The 16,267-nt window shown below is 70.0% G+C and carries 14 protein-coding genes and 1 tRNA gene; 11 read left to right on the top strand and 4 right to left on the bottom strand.

Annotation, left to right across the window (positions count from 1 at the left end; genetic code table 11):
• Positions 1–85 precede the first annotated feature (85 nt).
• From FV226_RS01260 to FV226_RS01250, 3 genes are read left to right on the top strand one after another with little or no spacing between them, the layout of a single operon-like run.
• Positions 86–1,981, top strand: a complete 1,896-nt coding sequence (locus FV226_RS01260) for a PAS domain-containing sensor histidine kinase (RefSeq protein ID WP_147761481.1) — start codon at positions 86–88, stop codon at positions 1,979–1,981.
• A 33-nt stretch (positions 1,982–2,014) separates the two neighbouring features.
• Entirely contained in the window at positions 2,015–2,728 is a 714-nt protein-coding gene (locus FV226_RS01255; protein WP_147761591.1) for a peptidoglycan-binding domain-containing protein, read from the top strand.
• A gap of 56 nt (positions 2,729–2,784) precedes the next feature.
• On the top strand, positions 2,785–3,126 hold the full coding sequence (locus FV226_RS01250; protein WP_147761480.1) for a DUF1491 family protein: 342 nt from the start codon (positions 2,785–2,787) through the stop codon (positions 3,124–3,126).
• A gap of 2 nt (positions 3,127–3,128) precedes the next feature.
• Here FV226_RS01250 and gltX read toward each other — a convergent pair whose 3' ends face one another.
• Positions 3,129–4,472 (bottom strand): glutamate--tRNA ligase, encoded by a 1,344-nt coding sequence (gene gltX, locus FV226_RS01245; protein WP_147761479.1) that lies wholly within the window; start codon positions 4,470–4,472, stop codon positions 3,129–3,131.
• Between the two features lie 337 nt (positions 4,473–4,809).
• Between gltX and FV226_RS01240 the strand changes: the two genes are divergently transcribed.
• From FV226_RS01240 to FV226_RS01230, 3 genes are all read left to right on the top strand, one after another.
• A tRNA-Val gene (locus FV226_RS01240) sits at positions 4,810–4,884 on the top strand.
• A gap of 226 nt (positions 4,885–5,110) precedes the next feature.
• Positions 5,111–5,968 (top strand): flagellar motor stator protein MotA, encoded by an 858-nt coding sequence (gene motA / locus FV226_RS01235; RefSeq protein ID WP_147751068.1) that lies wholly within the window; start codon positions 5,111–5,113, stop codon positions 5,966–5,968.
• A gap of 34 nt (positions 5,969–6,002) precedes the next feature.
• Positions 6,003–6,869, top strand: a complete 867-nt coding sequence (locus tag FV226_RS01230; RefSeq protein WP_147761478.1) for a flagellar motor protein MotB — start codon at positions 6,003–6,005, stop codon at positions 6,867–6,869.
• 199 nt (positions 6,870–7,068) lie between these two features.
• On the opposite strand, the gene FV226_RS01225 is transcribed toward FV226_RS01230, so the two are convergent.
• Together FV226_RS01225 and FV226_RS01220 are read right to left on the bottom strand one after the other, a co-directional pair.
• Entirely contained in the window at positions 7,069–7,986 is a 918-nt protein-coding gene (locus tag FV226_RS01225) for a neutral zinc metallopeptidase (RefSeq protein WP_147761590.1), read from the bottom strand.
• Between the two features lie 87 nt (positions 7,987–8,073).
• The gene (locus tag FV226_RS01220; RefSeq protein ID WP_147761589.1) at positions 8,074–8,970 is read right to left on the bottom strand and encodes a uracil-DNA glycosylase; all 897 of its coding nucleotides are present in this window, start codon (positions 8,968–8,970) and stop codon (positions 8,074–8,076) included.
• Positions 8,971–9,209: 239 nt separating this feature from the next.
• Between FV226_RS01220 and FV226_RS01215 the strand changes: the two genes are divergently transcribed.
• The 3 genes from FV226_RS01215 to FV226_RS01205 all read left to right on the top strand — a co-directional run bounded on the left by FV226_RS01215 (position 9,210) and on the right by FV226_RS01205 (position 14,003).
• On the top strand, positions 9,210–10,883 hold the full coding sequence (locus FV226_RS01215; RefSeq protein ID WP_147761477.1) for an electron transfer flavoprotein-ubiquinone oxidoreductase: 1,674 nt from the start codon (positions 9,210–9,212) through the stop codon (positions 10,881–10,883).
• A 263-nt stretch (positions 10,884–11,146) separates the two neighbouring features.
• Positions 11,147–13,015 (top strand): tetratricopeptide repeat protein, encoded by a 1,869-nt coding sequence (locus FV226_RS01210; protein ID WP_147761476.1) that lies wholly within the window; start codon positions 11,147–11,149, stop codon positions 13,013–13,015.
• Between the two features lie 115 nt (positions 13,016–13,130).
• Complete coding sequence (locus tag FV226_RS01205) at positions 13,131–14,003, top strand: 4-(cytidine 5'-diphospho)-2-C-methyl-D-erythritol kinase (protein WP_147751064.1); 873 nt, start codon at positions 13,131–13,133, stop codon at positions 14,001–14,003.
• 36 nt (positions 14,004–14,039) lie between these two features.
• On the opposite strand, the gene FV226_RS01200 is transcribed toward FV226_RS01205, so the two are convergent.
• On the bottom strand, positions 14,040–15,062 hold the full coding sequence (locus tag FV226_RS01200; protein WP_187278694.1) for a polyprenyl synthetase family protein: 1,023 nt from the start codon (positions 15,060–15,062) through the stop codon (positions 14,040–14,042).
• Positions 15,063–15,225: 163 nt separating this feature from the next.
• Here FV226_RS01200 and FV226_RS01195 point away from each other — a divergent pair, with 163 nt between their 5' ends.
• Positions 15,226–15,456, top strand: coding sequence for a DUF2007 domain-containing protein (locus FV226_RS01195; RefSeq protein ID WP_147751062.1), 231 nt, complete (start codon positions 15,226–15,228; stop codon positions 15,454–15,456).
• A gap of 2 nt (positions 15,457–15,458) precedes the next feature.
• Positions 15,459–16,220, top strand: a complete 762-nt coding sequence (locus tag FV226_RS01190; protein WP_147761474.1) for a methyltransferase — start codon at positions 15,459–15,461, stop codon at positions 16,218–16,220.
• Positions 16,221–16,267: the final 47 nt, after the last annotated feature.

The raw sequence follows: 16,267 nt of genomic DNA, 5'->3' as shown, positions 1-16,267 counted from the left end.
GGGGGCGCGAAGGCCGAGTATTTCCTGGGATGCCGCGTTGTTGGCTGCCCCGGGTCTTGGGTCTTGTGCGTTGCGCGTATCTGTCTTGCGTATTCAACACCGGCTGCCCGCGCTGCTCGACGCCCGCCTTGCGAGCTTCGTGCATGAATCCGCGATCGAGGACGCGGCCGTGCGCTTCCGCCACGAGCGCTTCCTGGTCTCGCGCCTCGCCACCGGCGCGGTGATGATGGCCGGGCTGCCGCCCTACCTGCTGTGGCGCGGCGTGCCCTCGGGCATCGAAGTCCTCGCCATCGCCAGCCTGTTCCTACCGGTCCTCGCCGCCGTCCTGCTCTCGCGCACCGGCTCGCTCTGGGTCGCTCACGCGGTCTCCTCCGCCGGCCTCACCGGGCTGATCGTCTGCCTCGCCGGGCTCACCGGCGGCGTGCAGTCGGCCGCGACCGTCTGGCTCGTGGCGATCCCGCTCGAAGCGGTGGTCTCCGGCTCGAAGCGGGCGACCGTCGCCGCGTCCCTGCTGGCGATGCTCGGCGTGCTCGGCGTCGCGCTCGCCGGCTCTTGGATCGTCACCAGCCCGACGGTCGCGCTCTCGGCCACCGTGGCGTTGCCGGTCTTCGCCATCACCGCCATCGGCCACGTCGCCGCGCAGGTGTTGGAGCAGATGCGCAACGAGGGCCAATGGCGCAAGCGCATGCGCGACAACGAGGCCCGGGACCGGATGCTGCTCGCCGCGATCGACGACCTCGTCACCTGGCACGACGCCAACGGCCGGGTGATCGAGGCGTCGGCCTCGGCCGAGACCCTCGTCGGCACCGACGCCCTGCGCCTGCGCGGCCACGGCCTGCTGGAGCGCGTCCACGTCGCCGACCGCCCCGCCTTCCTGCAGGCGATCAGCGATGTCGCGGCGTTGGGCAAGCCCGCCACGGTACAGCTGCGCCTCAACGTCGACCCGACCGCGCGGCGGCAGGACGGTGCGCGGCTGATCCATGTCGAGATGCGGGCGCACCGGATCGCGCAGGGTCCGTCCGGCCCGGTCGGCGTCGTCGCCGTGACCCGGGACGTGACCGAGCATCGCCGCCATGCCGAGGAACTGGAGCGGGCCCGCGCCGAGGCCGAGCGCGCCGACGAGGTGAAGAGCCGTTTCCTCGCCAACGTCACCCACGAGCTGCGCACGCCCCTGAACGCCATCATCGGCTTCTCCGAGGTGCTGGCCGGCGAAGGCGCGATGGTGCTCGGGCCGGAGCGGGCGCGGGAATATGCCGGCATCATCGGCGCCTCGGGGCAGCACCTGCTCAGCGTCGTCAACACCCTGCTCGACATGAGCCGGATCCAGAGCGGCAACTTCGATTACGCGCCGGAGACGGTGGACGCGGCAGCTCTCGTGCGCAGCTGCTGCGACTTGATGAAGCTCAAGGCCGACGAGGCCGGAATCGTCCTCGTGCCGACGCCCGCGCACGGCTCTATCGAGATCACCGCGGATTCGCGTGCCTGCCGGCAGGTGCTGATCAACCTGATTTCGAACGCGGTGAAGTTCACGCCCGCCGGCGGCCGCGTCGAGGTGGCGCTGCGCAGGACCGAGACCGGCCTCGACCTCGTCGTCTCGGATACCGGCATCGGCATCCGGGAAGCCGACCTGCCGCGGCTCGGCACGCCGTTCTTCCAGGCGGGGACCGGCGGCTACAAGCGCACCCACGAGGGTACCGGCCTCGGCCTGTCCGTGGTGCAGGGTCTCGTCGGCCTGCACGGCGGCGCCATGACGATCGAGAGCGCGCCGGATGCGGGGACGACCGTCACCGTCAGCCTGCCGAAGGCCTGCCGCCAGCCCGAAAGCGCGCTCGGCACCGCGCCGCTGACCGCCCGGGTGCGCACGACCCGCAATGCGCCAGCCACCGGCGCCGTCGTTCGCCTGCCGCTCGGCCTGTTCGACAGCGGGCCGACGGTGGTGCGGGAGCCCGACGAAGCCGCGCGCCTGCGCCGCGCCGGCTGATCCGAAACGCAACGGGGAGACAGAATGTCCGAGATGCGCGACCATCGCGAGATCACCGTCGCCGGCGAGGCCCGCAGCGCACGCCCGGCCAAGGCCGCCCGCCACCCGACACCACCTCGCGCAGCCATCACCGATGCCGACGCCTCGGAATGGCGGGTGATGCTCGGGGCCGTGGCCAGCGGGACCTTGCGCATGTGCCGGCGCAACCCCGGTACGCTGTTCGGCGGGGTGGTCGCGCTCGGCGCCGTGGTGATGGTCTCGATGAACGCGCTGGGCTACCAGACCGGCCGCCACCCGGCGCCGATCCTGCCGAAGATCGCGATTCGCCAGGACGCGCTTCGCCAAGACGCGCTACGGAAGGACCCGGTCCCGAAGGCTTCGCCGGACATGGCGGCCGAAGCCGCGCGGCCCGCCGAGCCGTCACGGCCGCCGGCCAAGACCGCCGAATCCGCCAAGCCTGCGAACCGGGATGCGATCGCCGACCTGATCCGGTCCGGCGAGACCACCGCCTCGGTCACGCCGAAGGCGGCCGCCGCAGCACCGAAACCGCAGCCCTCGGTGATGCAGGCGCAAAAGGCTCTGACGAAGCTCGGCTACGGGCCGCTCAAGGCCGACGGGCTGATGGGCGCCACCACCCGCGCGGCGATCGAAAAGTTCGAGCGCGACCGCAAGCTGCCGGTAAAGGGCGAACCCGCCGGCCGGACCCTGCGCGAGCTCGCCGCCCGCGCTGCCCTGCCCCCGGCCTGATTGCATCGCGGTCCGGCGCGGCGCATGCCCGGCGCGCATCCGCACTGGGAGGTCCCATGCCGCGCCTGCGCTCCGATTTCTGGGTCTCGGCCCACCTGAGGCGCCTCGCCGTCGAGGGCATCTCCGCGGTTCAGCGGCGGCGCGGGGCGGCGGAGGCGGGCGCGATCTTCGTCAAGGTCGATCGCCTCGACGGACGCGCCGACCTCTACGGGCCGGCGCCGCAGGCTTTGTTCGAGGGCGAGGATTCCGGCGGCCGCCGTTTCGTGGCGATGGTCACCGAGGGCACGCCGCTCGATGCCGAGGAGCGCCTGACCAAGGAGATCCGCTTCGATTCCGACCTGTGGATCATCGAGGTCGACGACCGCGAAGGCCGGCACCTCCTCGATCTCGCCGAATAGCCTCAGGCCGCCTCGCCCGCGAGTCGCCGCGCCGCACGATCGCGCCCGATCAGCGGCAGCAGGGCAGCCAGGTCCGGCCCGTGCTCCAGGCCGGTGAGCGCCAGGCGCAGCGGCATGAAGAGGGCTTTGCCCTTGGCGCCGGTCCGCTCGCGGATCGCGGTGGTCCAGGCCTTCCAGGTCTCGGGGCCGTAGGGCTCGGGCGGCAGCGTCGCCAACGCCGCGTCGGTCACGACGGCGTCCGCGATCACCGGCGCGACCGGCCCGGCCACCACCTGCCACCAGTCGCGAATTTCGGCGATCCGGTGGAGATTCGCCCGCGCCGCCAGCCACAAAGGTTCGGCGATGCCCGCCGGGATGCCGAGCGCGTCCAGGCGCTCGGCGGCGTCCGCGAACGGCATCTCGTGGAGGATGCGAGCGTTGAGCCCGTCGAGTTCGTGCGGATCGAACTTGGCCGGCGCCCGGGAGATGTGGGCGAGGTTCACGAGCTCGGCGAGCGCGTCCATCGTCGCGACCGCGCGCACAGCCTCGGCCGAGCCGTTGAGCACGGCGAGCGAGCGCACGGCGGCCGGCTCGTAGCCCGCCTCGCGCAGCGACCGCAGCGACAGGTGGCCGAGGCGCTTCGACAGCCCCTCCCCATCCGCCGTCGTCAGAAGGTTGTGGTGACCGAAGACCGGAAGCGCAGCCCCCAGCGCCTCGAAGATCTGCACCTGTACGCCGGTGTTGGTGACGTGGTCCTCGCCACGGATCACGTGGGTGACGCCGAGGTCGGCGTCGTCGACCACCGAGGGCAGCGTGTAGAGGTAGCTGCCGTCGGCGCGCACCAGCACGGGGTCGGAGAGCGAGGCGCAATCGACGTGCGCCGTGCCGCGGACGAGGTCGTCCCAGGCGACCGCCCGCGGCTCGAGCTTGAAGCGCCAATGCGGGATGCGGCCTTCCGCCTCCATGGCGGCGCGCTCGTTGTCGCTCAGCGCGAGCGCCGCGCGATCGTAGATCGGGGGTAGGCCGCGGCCGAGCTGGCGCTTGCGCCGCCGCTCCAGCTCCTCCGGCGTCTCGTAGCAAGGATAGAGCCGGCCGAGCGCCTTCAGCTTGTCGGCGGCGTCGTCGTATACCGCCGTCCGGTCCGATTGGCGGGCGCGCAGGTCCGGCACGATGCCGAGCCAGGCGAGGTCCGTCTCGATCGCCTCGGCGAAGGCCTCGGTCGAGCGTTCGCGGTCGGTGTCGTCGAGCCGCAGCAGGAAGCGACCGCCGTTCGCGCGGGCGAAGAGCGCGTTCAGCAGCGCGGGCCGCGCGTTGCCGATGTGGAGGAAGCCGGTGGGCGACGGCGCGAAGCGGACAAGAGGAGCCATGGCGGCGTCTTAACCTCCAATTGCCCCTCTCCGCCACAGCCCGACCGGGATGTCGCGCGTAGACGGCGGAAACACGTGGCGACGGATTGCGCGGTCGGCGACGCTTCCAGGCAGCCGGAACCCGGCGTTCCTTGGATGGGGCGCCGCGGCGGCCGACAAGCGCGGAGCGGAAATCCGGCCGGAACCGGTGCGGTCGTCGATGTCGATCGGTGATCGCATCGGTTCTGCAGCTTGACGCCACCGCGCAGCCGGCCCTAGAAGGCCCTCGTTCCGGGATCGACGGCGTCAGCGCTGGTCGATCGGGATCGCGGCGGCCCAAGGGCTCGCCGCGCGGGATGGACGGTTAGCACAGCGGTAGTGCGTTCCCTTCACACGGGAAAGGTCGCAGGTTCGATCCCTGCACCGTCCACCATTTCCTCTAGATCAGTTTGGCCGCTCGTCCGACCTACGTTGTCGTGCGCCGAAGCCACCGAACCTTGTGTCTCAGCCCTCACAGGTGGTTGGGAGGCGAGCGCTGCGTTGCCCGATCCAGCCTCCGGCCAAAGCGCGAAACCCGCCATTAACCTTCCTCGGTGATTTGTCGGATCGTTAACGGCTTCGCGCGGGCTGTCCCTGCTGCCGGCCAAGGATGGCACATCATGCGGCTGATCGTCGGCACCCTGATCGTCTTCGCCTGCGTCTTCGGCAGCTATTCGGCGATGGGCGGCCACCTCGAAGTGCTTTGGCAGCCGTTCGAGTTCGTCATCATCCTCGGTGCGGCGATCGGGGCCTTCATCATCGGCAACACCGGGCCGGTTCTCAAGGCCGTGCCCGCCATGTTCGGCACGCTCGTGAAGGGGCCGAAATACAACCAGCAAGCCTATGTCGAGCTTCTGGGAATGCAGTTTTCCTTGTTCAAGCTCGCGAAGCAGAAAGGCCTGATGGCGCTCGAGCCGCACATCGAAGAGCCGAGCGAGTCGACGCTGTTCAACGCCTTCCCGACCTTTGCAGCCAACCATCACGCGGTCGAATTCGTCTGCGACTACATGCGGATGGTGACGCTGGGCGCCAACAACGTCCACGAAATCGATGCGCTCATGGATGAGGAACTCGAGACGCACCACCAGGAGCAGGAGCGTATCGTCTCGGCCATGCAGTCGCTCGCCGACGGTACGCCCGCGCTCGGCATCGTCGCCGCCGTGCTCGGCGTGATCAAGACGATGGGGGCGATCAAGGAGCCGCCGGAGGTGCTGGGCCATCTGATCGGCGGCGCGCTCGTCGGCACCTTCTTCGGCGTCTTCGTCGCCTACGGCTTCTTCGGGCCCATGGCGCAGTCGCTCAAGAGCCTCTTCGAGGCGGAGTCGAAATACTACGTTTCGCTCAAGGCTGGTCTCCTTGCCCACATCGCCGGCCAGCCGCCGGTGATGGCGGTGGAATTCGCCCGCAAGGCCTTGATGAGCGACGTCCGCCCGACCTTCAACGAAGTGGAAGCGGCGACCGCCGCCCTGCCCGCCTAGATCTGACCCCATCTCGAGAAGGGACGCGACGATCATGGCGCTCCAGCCGATCATCATCAAGAAGGTCAAGAAGGCCGCGCACGGGCACCACGGCGGGGCCTGGAAGATTGCCTACGCGGACTTCGTGACCGCCATGATGGCGTTCTTTCTGTTGATGTGGCTGATTAGCATGACGACGCAGGAGCAGAAGGCCGGTTTGGCAGAATACTTCGCGCCGGCGGCTTTGAGCCCCGCTACCAGCGGCGCTGGCGGAATGCTCTATGGTACCTCCCTCGATACGTCGGGCAACAAGCCGTCCACGCCCCGCGAGAAGGCGACGGGTTCAGCCGAGCAGGATGAGAGGGCGCGCCCGACCAGTGCGGGCGGCGCCAGCGACCTCGATGCCAGGCGCCCGGCCGCCAGCGTGCAGCCCAATTACAGCGCCATGGCCAGCCTGCGGCAGGCGCTCCAGAAGATGCCCGACATCGCCGAGCTGTCGCGCAACATCGTGATCGAGCCGACCAAGGAGGGCGTGAACGTCTCCCTCGTGGACGACGACGGCCGTTCCATGTTCCGCGAGGGTTCGGTCGACCCCCACGAGCGGACCCGTCGCGTGCTGGAAGCGCTGGCGCCCACCCTGCGCCGGCTACCCAACCGCCTGTCCATCACCGGCTACACGTCCGCCACCCGCCCGGGTTCGGCGCGGGCCGGCGAACCCTGGAACCTCACCGCCGGGCGTGCGCTCGCCGTACGCGAGATTCTGTCGGGCGCCGGGGTTCCCAACGAGAACTTCGCGTCGGTGGTGGGACGCGCCGACACCGAGCCGGTCTTCCCCGACAACCCCTACATCGCCCCGAACCGGCGGGTGACGGTCACGCTGCTCAATGCGAGCCCAGCGACGCCCCCGAACATCCTTCGCTGACGGACGAGCCGCATCGCCTCTGTTGAATGCTCGGCCCGATAGGACCGAACTGATCTGGGCACGGCGTCCACGGTGCGGTGCCATGCCTCGACCACCACTCTGAAACCTGATCTTCAGCCACTTTCAGTGTGGAACCACCGGCTCGCTGCGAACGAAGAGCGACCAAGCCTCACGTCCCAAGACAAAATTCCGGCAACGCTCAGTTGTTGGCGGTACGGAACGTGTCGCAGGACTTCGTCTGGCCGCTCTTATAGCCGTTCATGAACCAACGTTGGCGCTGCTCGGACGAGCCGTGCGTGAACGAGTCCGGCACTGCGTAGCCCTGGCTCTGCTTCTGCAGCTTGTCGTCTCCGATCGCGCTGGCCGCGTTCATTGCCTCGTCGATGTCACCCTGCTCCAGGGAATTGTACTTGTCGTTGGAGTTCTTGGCCCAGACGCCGGCGAGGCAATCGGCCATCAGCTCGATGCGGACGGAGAGCGCGTTCGCGTCGCGCTTGGACGAGGCCTGCTGCTGGCGGGCCTGGACCTTGCCGAGGATGCCGAGGACGTCCTGCACGTGATGGCCGACCTCGTGCGCGATGACGTAGGCGTAGGCGAAGTCGCCCTTCACACCAAACTTCTGCTCCATCTCCTTGAAGAAGCCGGTGTCCAGATAGACCTTCTTGTCGAGCGGGCAGTAGAACGGACCCATCGCCGCCTGGGCCGAGCCGCAGCCGCTGCGTGTGCCGCCGGTGTAGAGCACCATCGTGGTCGGGGTGTACTGCTTGCCGGTCTGGTTCGGGAGGATCTGGCTCCAAACGTCCTCGGTGTTGCCCAAGATCTTGGAGGCGAAACGGCCGCTGTCGTCGGTCGGCGCCGTCTTGCGCCGCGTCTGCGTCTGCGTCTGCGGGTCGGCCTGCTCCTCGCGCTGGCTGCCGCCGCCGCGGGTCATCTGCTCGGCGCCGCCCATCAGGATCGCCGGATTGATGCCGGTGACCCAGCTGATGATCAGGATCACGACGATCGCGCCGATGCCGAGCCCGCCGGCACCGCCGCCCGGAAAGCCCATCCCGCCGCCGCCGCCTTCGCCGCGACGATCCTCGACGTTGTCCGAACTCCGAAAATCGTCCCAGCGCATAATTTCGACCGCCACTCGTTCTCACGACGCCGTTATCGCGAGTCGCAGGGTAATGACACAGGCCGAGCGAGGGTTCCGCTCGAACGGTCAAGCTTTTCCGTCGAGGGCGGCGCGCAGCAACCGAAAATCCCGCCAGGCGAGCCGCTTCTGCATCGGCTGGCGCAGGAGGTAGGCCGGGTGGAGCGTGGCGAGCGCCCGCACCGTGCGATGGGGCATCGCGTAGGGGTAGAACCGCCCGCGCGCCTTCAGGATGCCGTCCTTGGTGCCGGTGATCGCCTTCGTCGCCGGGCTGCCGAGGCAGACGATGATGTCGGGGTCGGCAAGCTCGATCTGCCGCTCGAGGAACGGGCGGCACACGGCGAGCTCCTGGATCGTCGGCTCGCGGTTACCAGGCGGGCGCCACGGCACCACGTTGGCGACGTAGGCCATCGTGCGGTCGAGGCCGATCGCCGCCATCATCCGGTCGAGCAGCTGGCCCGAGCGGCCCATGAACGGCTTGCCGACCCGATCCTCGTCGGCGCCCGGCGCCTCGCCGATGAACATCAGCTTCGCGGCGGGATTTCCGTCGGAGAAGGCGAGGTTCTTGGCCGTGAAGCGCAGCGGGCACCCGTCGAAGTCCGCGAGCAGCGCCTCCAGCTCCGCGAGCGTCCCGACCTCCCGGGCCCGGGCCCGGGCATCGGTGGCGGCTTCCTCGGGCTTGGCCGACGCAGATTGTCCGTAGGTGCGGGGCGGTGACGGCGCCTTCTCCGGTGCCGGCGGCGCCTCTTTGCGGGACGACACCGCGTCGCGCGGCGGCAATGCGCGGCGCGCGGCCTCGACGGGCGCGTCGCGGGCGGGTGCTGTGCGGCGCAGGGTCGGAGCCGGCGTGTCGGCTTCCTGGAAGCGGTCGTGCGGCGCCTCGTCGAGGGCGAGGTCGACGCCGCTCTCCACATGGAAATCGAGATACGCGATCAGGTCGCGCTGTGCGTCCGCCGACGATGTCATGGGCATGATGTGGGGCGTGACGCACCTGTAGACAACGCGGCATCGGTGCCGTCGCCGCGCGGCGCCGAGACGCCGCGATGCGCGACTTGGCCGCTCGCGCGCGCTCTCCCCTGCCAGCGGCGGCTTGCCAACCTACATTGGAACGGGTTCAGAACGACAGCACACGGCGCATCCACCGATCGGCCCACGTCAGCGGGCGGTCCGGGCGCACGAAAGAGACACGGCAGGAGACGACAGGCATGGCGCATCCCGAACGCGAGGGCATGGATTTCGACGTGGTCATCGTCGGCGCGGGGCCGGCCGGCCTCGCCGCGGCCATCCGCCTGAAGCAGCACGCCCATGAGAGCGGCGACGAGATCAACGTCGTCGTCGTCGAGAAGGGCTCCGAGGTCGGCGCCCACATCCTCTCGGGCGCCGTGATCGACCCGTCGGGCCTCGATACCCTGGTGCCGGACTGGCGCGACGATTCCGAGCGGCCGCTGAAGACCGCGGTGGAGCGCGACGAGTTCCTGTACCTGACCAAGAACAGCGGCGTGACGATGCCGAACCTGTTCTTCCCCAAGTTCATGTCGAACCACGGCAACTTCGTCGGCTCGCTGTCGAACGTCGCCAAGTATCTCGGCGCCAAGGCCGAGGCGCTGGGCGTCGAGATCTATCCGGGCTTCCCGGCCTCCGAGGTGCTCTACGACGACCGGGGCGTCGTCGTCGGCATCGCCACCGGCGACCTCGGCATCGCCAAGTCGGGCGAGCCGCGCGACGACTACACCCGCGGCATGGAGCTGCGCGGTAAGTACGTCATCTTTGGCGAGGGCGCCCGCGGATCGCTGACCAAGACCCTGATCGACCGGTTCGACCTCAACCGCCACAGCGACCACCAGAAGTACGGGCTCGGCGTGAAGGAGCTGTGGCAGCTCGCGCCCGGCAAGTTCGAGCCGGGCCTGGTGCGCCACTCGATGGGCTGGCCCCTGCCGAACAAGGCCGGCGGCGGCTCGTGGCTGTACCACTTCGACGACCACCTGCTCTCGGTCGGCTTCGTCACCCACCTGAACTACGAGAACCCGACCCTGTCGCCGTTCGAGGAGTTCCAGCGCTTCAAGACCCACCCGATGATCCGCGAGGTGTTCGAGGGCGCCAAGCGCATCGGCTATGGCGCGCGCGCGATCATGGAAGGCGGCTGGCAGTCGGTGCCGAAGCTCGTCTTCCCCGGCGGCTGCCTCGTGGGCGATTCCGCCGGCTTCGTGAACGTGCCGCGCATCAAGGGCTCGCACAACGCGGTCCTCTCCGGCATGCAGGCGGCCGACGCCATCGCCGACGCGCTGAAGGCGGGCCGCCAGGGCGACGAGCTCACCGCCTACGACGCCGGCTGGCGCGACAGCGCGATCGGCGCCGACCTCAAGGCGGTCCGCAACGTGAAGCCGCTCTGGTCGCGCTACGGCACCCTCGCGGGCGTGGGCCTCGGCGGCCTCGACATGTGGTCGAACACGCTGCTCAACGCCTCGCCCTTCGGCACGCTCAAGCACGGCAAGCCCGACCACGCCTGCACCAAGCCGATCTCCGAGGTGACGCCGATCGTCTACCCGAAGCCCGACGGCAAGCTCACTTTCGACCGGCTCTCCTCGGTCTACCTCTCGAACACCAACCACGAGGAGGACCAGCCGCCCCACCTGCAGGTGAAGGACATGGGCCTGCAGAAGGCCTCCGAGCACGACGTGTTCGGCGGTCCCTCCGCGCGCTACTGCCCGGCCGGCGTCTACGAGTGGGTCGAGGATGCGGCGGCCGGGGACGGCGTGCGCTACCAGATCAACGCGCAGAACTGCGTCCACTGCAAGACCTGCGATATCAAGGACCCGAACCAGAACATCAATTGGGTGACGCCGGAGGGCCCGGGCGGACCGAACTACCCGAACATGTGATCAGGAGGCGGCCGGAGACCTGCTCCGGCGCAGAGCGTGTCTCCGACGCAGCGCGCCTCTCCCGGAGGGCTCCGGTGGAAGGAAAGCGCGCTCGCACGGCCTTGCGAGCCTAAGAATCGCGACGGGTGCTGCGGCCTTGAGCGGTCGTGCCCGCGCCATCCTTTCGCCTTGCGGGCGTGGCGGGAAGAGTCCAGTGTCCCCGCCGAATTCGGCGCCGCCTGGCCGCGATGGGCCGGCGCCCGCAGGAGCCGTGAACGGTGCCCATGACCGATGTCCGCCCCCGTCGCACCCGTTCGGTGCTCGCCCTGACGTTCGCCGCGAGCGTCTCGCTGTGCGGGCCCGCGCTCGCCGTGCAGCCGCGGGAGTCGAGCCCGATGTCGGAATACGAGCCGGCGGAGTCCCTCGAAGGCAACTTCCTCTCGGCCTACATCGCCGGCGCCTCGCGCGACACCGCGGCGGCTGCGAGCTTCTACCGCGAGGCGGTGAAGGCCGACCCGCGCAACACCGACCTTCTGGAGCGTGCCTTCGTCTCGCTCCTGGCCGACGGCGCCCTGCCCGACGCCTTCCGCGCGGCCGAACGCCTCGTCAACCGCGACTCCACCAACGGGCTCGCGCAGCTCTCGCTCGGCGTGCGGCAGATCAAGGCCGGCCAGTGGGCCGCCGCCCGCCAGAATTTTTCGCGCAGCGGACGCGGCGCGGCCGCCGACCTGACCGCGACGCTGCTCACCGCCTGGGCCTATGCCGGCGCCGGAGACGGCAAACGGGCGCTCGAGACCGTGAGCAAGCTCAAGGGTGAGCGCTACTACAACACCTTCCGCGACTACCATGCCGGCCTCATCGCCAGCGTCACCGGCGACCAGGCCGAGGCCGAGCGCCGCCTCAAGGCGGCCTACGAGGCCGACAAGAACACTCTGCGCATCGTCGACGCCTACGCCCGGTTCGAGGCCAATGCCGGCCGCACCGACCTGGCGATCCAGGCCTATTCCGACTTCGACGCGCTGATGCCGCGCCACCCGATCGTGCGCGACGCCCTCGACAAGCTGAAGGCCGGCAAGCCGCTCGCCCGCCTTGTCACCAACGCGCAGGAAGGCGCCGGCGAGGTGCTGTATGGGCTCGGCTCCGCCGGCTCCACGCAGGGCGACGAGCTGCCGGCGGTGGTCTACCTGCGGCTCGCCCTCTACCTCGCACCCGAGCACGCGCTGGCCCGCCTGACGCTGGCCGACACCCTCGACCGGATGAAGCAGCCGGAGAAGGCCAACGAGGCCTACGCCCAGATCCCCGCCACCTCGCCGCTGAAGCTCAACGCCGACATCCAGATCGGCCTCAACCTCGAGCAGGCGGGCAAGGGCGACGAGGCGCTTCAATATCTCGACGCCGCGATGAAGGCGCACCCGGACGACATCGACATCATCACGGCGCTGGGCAACGTCCAGCGCTCGCGCAAGAAGTACGAGGAGGCGGCCGAGACCTACAGCCGCGCGATCGCTCTGATCGGCGACTGGCCGCAGGCGAACTTCTGGACCACCTACTACTTCCGCGGCACCGCCTACGAGCGCGCCAAGCAGTGGCCGAAGGCCGAGGCCGACTTGAAGAAGGCCCTGGAGCTGGTCCCGGCGAGCCAGCCGGCGGCGAAGGCCCAGGTGCTGAACTACCTCGGCTATTCCTGGGTCGATCAGAAGATCAACATCGACGACGCCTTCAAGCTGCTCAAGCAGGCGGCCGACGCCAGCCCGCGCGACGGCATGATCGTCGACAGCCTCGGCTGGGCCTATTTCCGCCTCGGCCGTTGGGACGACGCCGTGCGCGAGCTGGAAAAGGCCGTCGAGCTGAAGCCGGGCGACCCGACCATCAACGACCACCTCGGCGACGCCTACTGGCGCGCCGGCCGCCGCCTCGAAGGCAAGTTCCAGTGGCAGCACGCCAAGGATCTCAACCCCGAGCCGGACGACTTCGTGCAGATCAACGAGAAGCTGAAGAACGGCCTGCCGGACACCGACAAGCCGACGGCCACCGCCGAGAACCCGCCGGCCCCGGTGGCGGCGCCGCACAATGCAGAGAACCCGGAACTTCCCAAGGGGGCCCCGGCCCCGACCGAGGCCCCCGGCGCGGCCGACAAGAAGAGCGGCGGCTGAACGGCCTTTCACCGATTCAATCCATCGTTCATGCCGGCTGCCAACCAGGGTAGCCGGCATTTCTTTGCGGCGCATCTTCGCTGGAGGCGTCGTCCACATCGGTCCAGAATACGCGATGGCACGTCTCACCACCCGCGCTCCTGCGAAGATCAACCTCACCTTGCACGTCCTCGGGCGTCGCCCCGGCGACGGGTATCACGTGCTCGAAAGCCTCGTGGCGTTTGCCGGCGCTTGCGACACGCTGACCCTCGATCCCGGTGCCGCGCTGTCGCTCGCGGTGAGCGGCCCGACCGCCGGGCCGGCCGGGCCGACCGGGGACAACCTCGTGATCCGGGCGGCGCGGCACCTCGCGGACGGCGTGCCGGATTTGAAGGTCGGGGCGTTCGACCTCGTCAAGCGCCTGCCGGTGGCGGCGGGCATCGGCGGCGGGTCGTCGGATGCGGCGGCCGCCCTGCGTCTCCTCGCGGAGCTGAACGGGCTCGCCCTCGACCACCCCGCGGTGATCGCCGCCGCGCGGGCGACGGGGGCCGACGTACCGGTCTGCCTCGATCCGCGGGCGCGGATGATGCGGGGCGCCGGCGAGGAGATCGGCCCGACGCTTGGGATCGCACCGCTGCCGGCGGTGCTGATCAATCCCGGCGTGCCGGTGCCGACGGCCCCCGTGTTCAAGGCGCTCGGACTTCAGGTCGGAGACAGGCTCGACGGCGCGGCGCATCCCGAGATCGGCGGCGGCGACGCCGACACGCTGCTCGCGGCGATCAGGCCGGCGCGCAACGACCTCGAAGCGCCGGCACTCACCGTGGCGCCGGTGATCGGCACGGCGCTGACGGCGTTGCGTACCCAGCCCGGGTGCCGGCTTGCGCGGATGTCGGGTTCGGGCGCGACGGTGTTCGCCGTGTTCGCCGACCGGCATGCGGCCTCGCGCGCGGCCCGGGCCATCGGTTCGGCCCAGCCTGGTTGGTGGACCGTCGCGACCTACCTGCGCTGACGGGCCGGCGCAGGCGCCGGCTCGCCACGACGAGGATCAGTGGACGCGCGAGACGCAGAAATCCACAACCTGCAGCAGCGCCGACTTCATCGGGCTTTCCGGGAACGGATCGAGCGCGTCCCGCGCCAGCGTGCCGTACTCGCGGGCGCGCGCCACCGTTTCCTCGAGGGCGTGGTGGCGCCGCAGGATCGTGTGGGCGGTCTCGAGGTCGCCCTCCTCCAGCGCGCCCTGCTCCAGCGTCCGCCGCCAGAACGTGCGCTCTTCCTCGGTGCCGCGGCGCACCGCGAGCACGATCGGCAGCGTGATCTTACCCTCGCGGAAGTCGTCGCCGACGTTCTTGCCGAGGGCCGCGCTGGTGCCGCCGTAATCGAGCACGTCGTCGATCAGCTGGAAGGCGATGCCCAGGTTCATGCCGTAGGCGCGGCACGCCTCCTGCTCCGCGACCGGGCGCCCGGCCAGTACCGGGCCGACTTCGCAGGCGGCTGCGAACAGCTCGGCGGTCTTGGCGCGGATCACCGCGAGGTACTCGTCCTCCGAGGTGCCGGTGTTCTTGGCGGCGGTGAGCTGCATCACCTCGCCCTCGGCGATCACGGTGGCGGCGGCCGAGAGGATGTCGAGGGCGCGCAGCGACCCGACCTCGACCATCATCCGGAAGGCCTGGCCCAGCAGGAAGTCGCCGACGAGCACGCTCGCCTCGTTGCCCCACTTGATCCGTGCGGCGACCCGGCCGCGGCGCATGTCGCTGCCGTCGACCACGTCGTCGTGCAGCAGGGTCGCGGTGTGCATGAATTCGACGCTGGCGGCGAGCTTCACGTCGCCGTCGATCCCCGCATAGCCGCAGAGGTCCGCGCTCGCGAGCGTGAGGATCGGGCGCAGTCGCTTGCCGCCGGAATCGATCAGGTGGTTGGCGACCTCGGGGATCATCGCCACGTCCGATCCGGTGCGCGACAGGATCTGGGCGTTCACCCGCTCCATGCCACCCGAGACCAAGGCCACGAGGTCGGCCAAGCTCGCCTCCGCGTCGGCGCGGCCCTCTTCGATGGAAACGACGACACCCAAGGTCCGATGCCTCCAGACCGATCTTTGATTGCAGCGCGCGATGCGCCACCCCTTCGCACGGGCTTCAGGGCACCGCAACATGCGCGCGTGAAACCGGATATGGTGCCGCCGCATGGATCGGCGCACGCGACGAAAGCGCCCTCCACCCGCGAACGGGGCCGCGATGACCGAACTGATCCGCACCAATGACATCGTCCTGATCGGCTTCGCGCAATCGCTGCTCGAGGGCGCTGATATCCCGGTCCTCGTGGCCGACAACCACATGAGCCTGATGGAGGGTTCGATCGGCGCCTTCCCCCGCCGCCTGCTGGTGCCCGGCGACCATGCGGCCCAGGCCCGCCGGCTCCTGCGCGACGCCGGGCTCGGCCACGAGCTGCGGGACGCGACCGCCTGACCATGCGCCAGACCTCGGATGCCGCGCCGGACGACTTCCTCGGCGGGTCCTTGCGCCTGCTGCAGCCGCCGCGCGGGAGCCACCGTGCTGGGACCGACGCGGTGCTTCTTTCGCGCCTGATCGAACCGAGGGCCGGGGACGTGATCTGCGACGTCGGAGCCGGGACGGGCGCCGTCGGGCTCGCCGCTGGCATCCGCGCGCCGGGCAGCCGCGTCATCCTGGTCGAGCGCGCGCCCGACCTCGCCGCATTGGCGCGCCGGAACGCCGAGGCCAACGCGATGGCTAATCGCGTCTCGGTCGTCGAGGCCGACGTGCTCGGTCCAGGGGCAGAACGCCGAGCCGCCACCCTCGTCTCCGGCAGCGCCGACATCGTGCTGACCAACCCGCCGTTCTTCGAGACCGGTCGCCACCGCCCGTCGCCGGATGCAGGCAAGGCGGCCGCGCACGCATTTCCCCCCGGCGGATTGGAGGCCTGGATCCGCACTTGCACCGACCTTCTGCGGGCCGGCGGCCGGCTCGGGCTGATCCACAGGGCCGACGCGCTACCGCTCTGCCTCGACGCCCTGCGCAATCGGTTCGGCGGCGTCGCGATCCGCCCGGTCCACGCCCGGGCGGATCGTCCGGCGATCCGCATCCTCGTCAGCGCGACCAAGGGGAGCCGCGCCGCCCTGGAACTGCGTCCGTCCCTCGTCCTCCAAGGGGCGGACGGCGCCTTCACCGCCGAGGCGGACGCCCTACATCGCGGCCGGCCGTGGCCGCCATGAAGCCGTTTCGCTCCGGCCGAGTTCGTCTAGGGTATGGATCAGGTGGC

The sequence above is a fragment of the Methylobacterium sp. WL12 genome (genome assembly GCF_008039475.1).
Lineage (GTDB): Bacteria > Pseudomonadota > Alphaproteobacteria > Rhizobiales > Beijerinckiaceae > Methylobacterium > Methylobacterium cerastii.
The sequence above is the reverse complement of the archived record's forward strand: the minus strand, read 5'-3'. Positions and strand labels throughout refer to the sequence as shown.

Bases quoted from the DNA above. Each gene is read 5' to 3' on its own strand.
- FV226_RS01255 (WP_147761591.1), top strand. From the start codon at position 2,015: ATGCGCGACCATCGCGAGATCACCGTCGCCGGCGAGGCCCGCAGCGCA.
- FV226_RS01250 (WP_147761480.1), top strand. From the start codon at position 2,785: ATGCCGCGCCTGCGCTCCGATTTCTGGGTCTCGGCCCACCTGAGGCGC.
- gltX (WP_147761479.1), bottom strand. From the start codon at position 4,472: ATGGCTCCTCTTGTCCGCTTCGCGCCGTCGCCCACCGGCTTCCTCCAC.
- motA (WP_147751068.1), top strand. From the start codon at position 5,111: ATGCGGCTGATCGTCGGCACCCTGATCGTCTTCGCCTGCGTCTTCGGC.
- FV226_RS01230 (WP_147761478.1), top strand. From the start codon at position 6,003: ATGGCGCTCCAGCCGATCATCATCAAGAAGGTCAAGAAGGCCGCGCAC.
- FV226_RS01225 (WP_147761590.1), bottom strand. From the start codon at position 7,986: ATGCGCTGGGACGATTTTCGGAGTTCGGACAACGTCGAGGATCGTCGC.
- FV226_RS01220 (WP_147761589.1), bottom strand. From the start codon at position 8,970: ATGACATCGTCGGCGGACGCACAGCGCGACCTGATCGCGTATCTCGAT.
- FV226_RS01215 (WP_147761477.1), top strand. From the start codon at position 9,210: ATGGCGCATCCCGAACGCGAGGGCATGGATTTCGACGTGGTCATCGTC.
- FV226_RS01210 (WP_147761476.1), top strand. From the start codon at position 11,147: ATGACCGATGTCCGCCCCCGTCGCACCCGTTCGGTGCTCGCCCTGACG.
- FV226_RS01205 (WP_147751064.1), top strand. From the start codon at position 13,131: ATGGCACGTCTCACCACCCGCGCTCCTGCGAAGATCAACCTCACCTTG.
- FV226_RS01195 (WP_147751062.1), top strand. From the start codon at position 15,226: ATGACCGAACTGATCCGCACCAATGACATCGTCCTGATCGGCTTCGCG.
- FV226_RS01190 (WP_147761474.1), top strand. From the start codon at position 15,459: ATGCGCCAGACCTCGGATGCCGCGCCGGACGACTTCCTCGGCGGGTCC.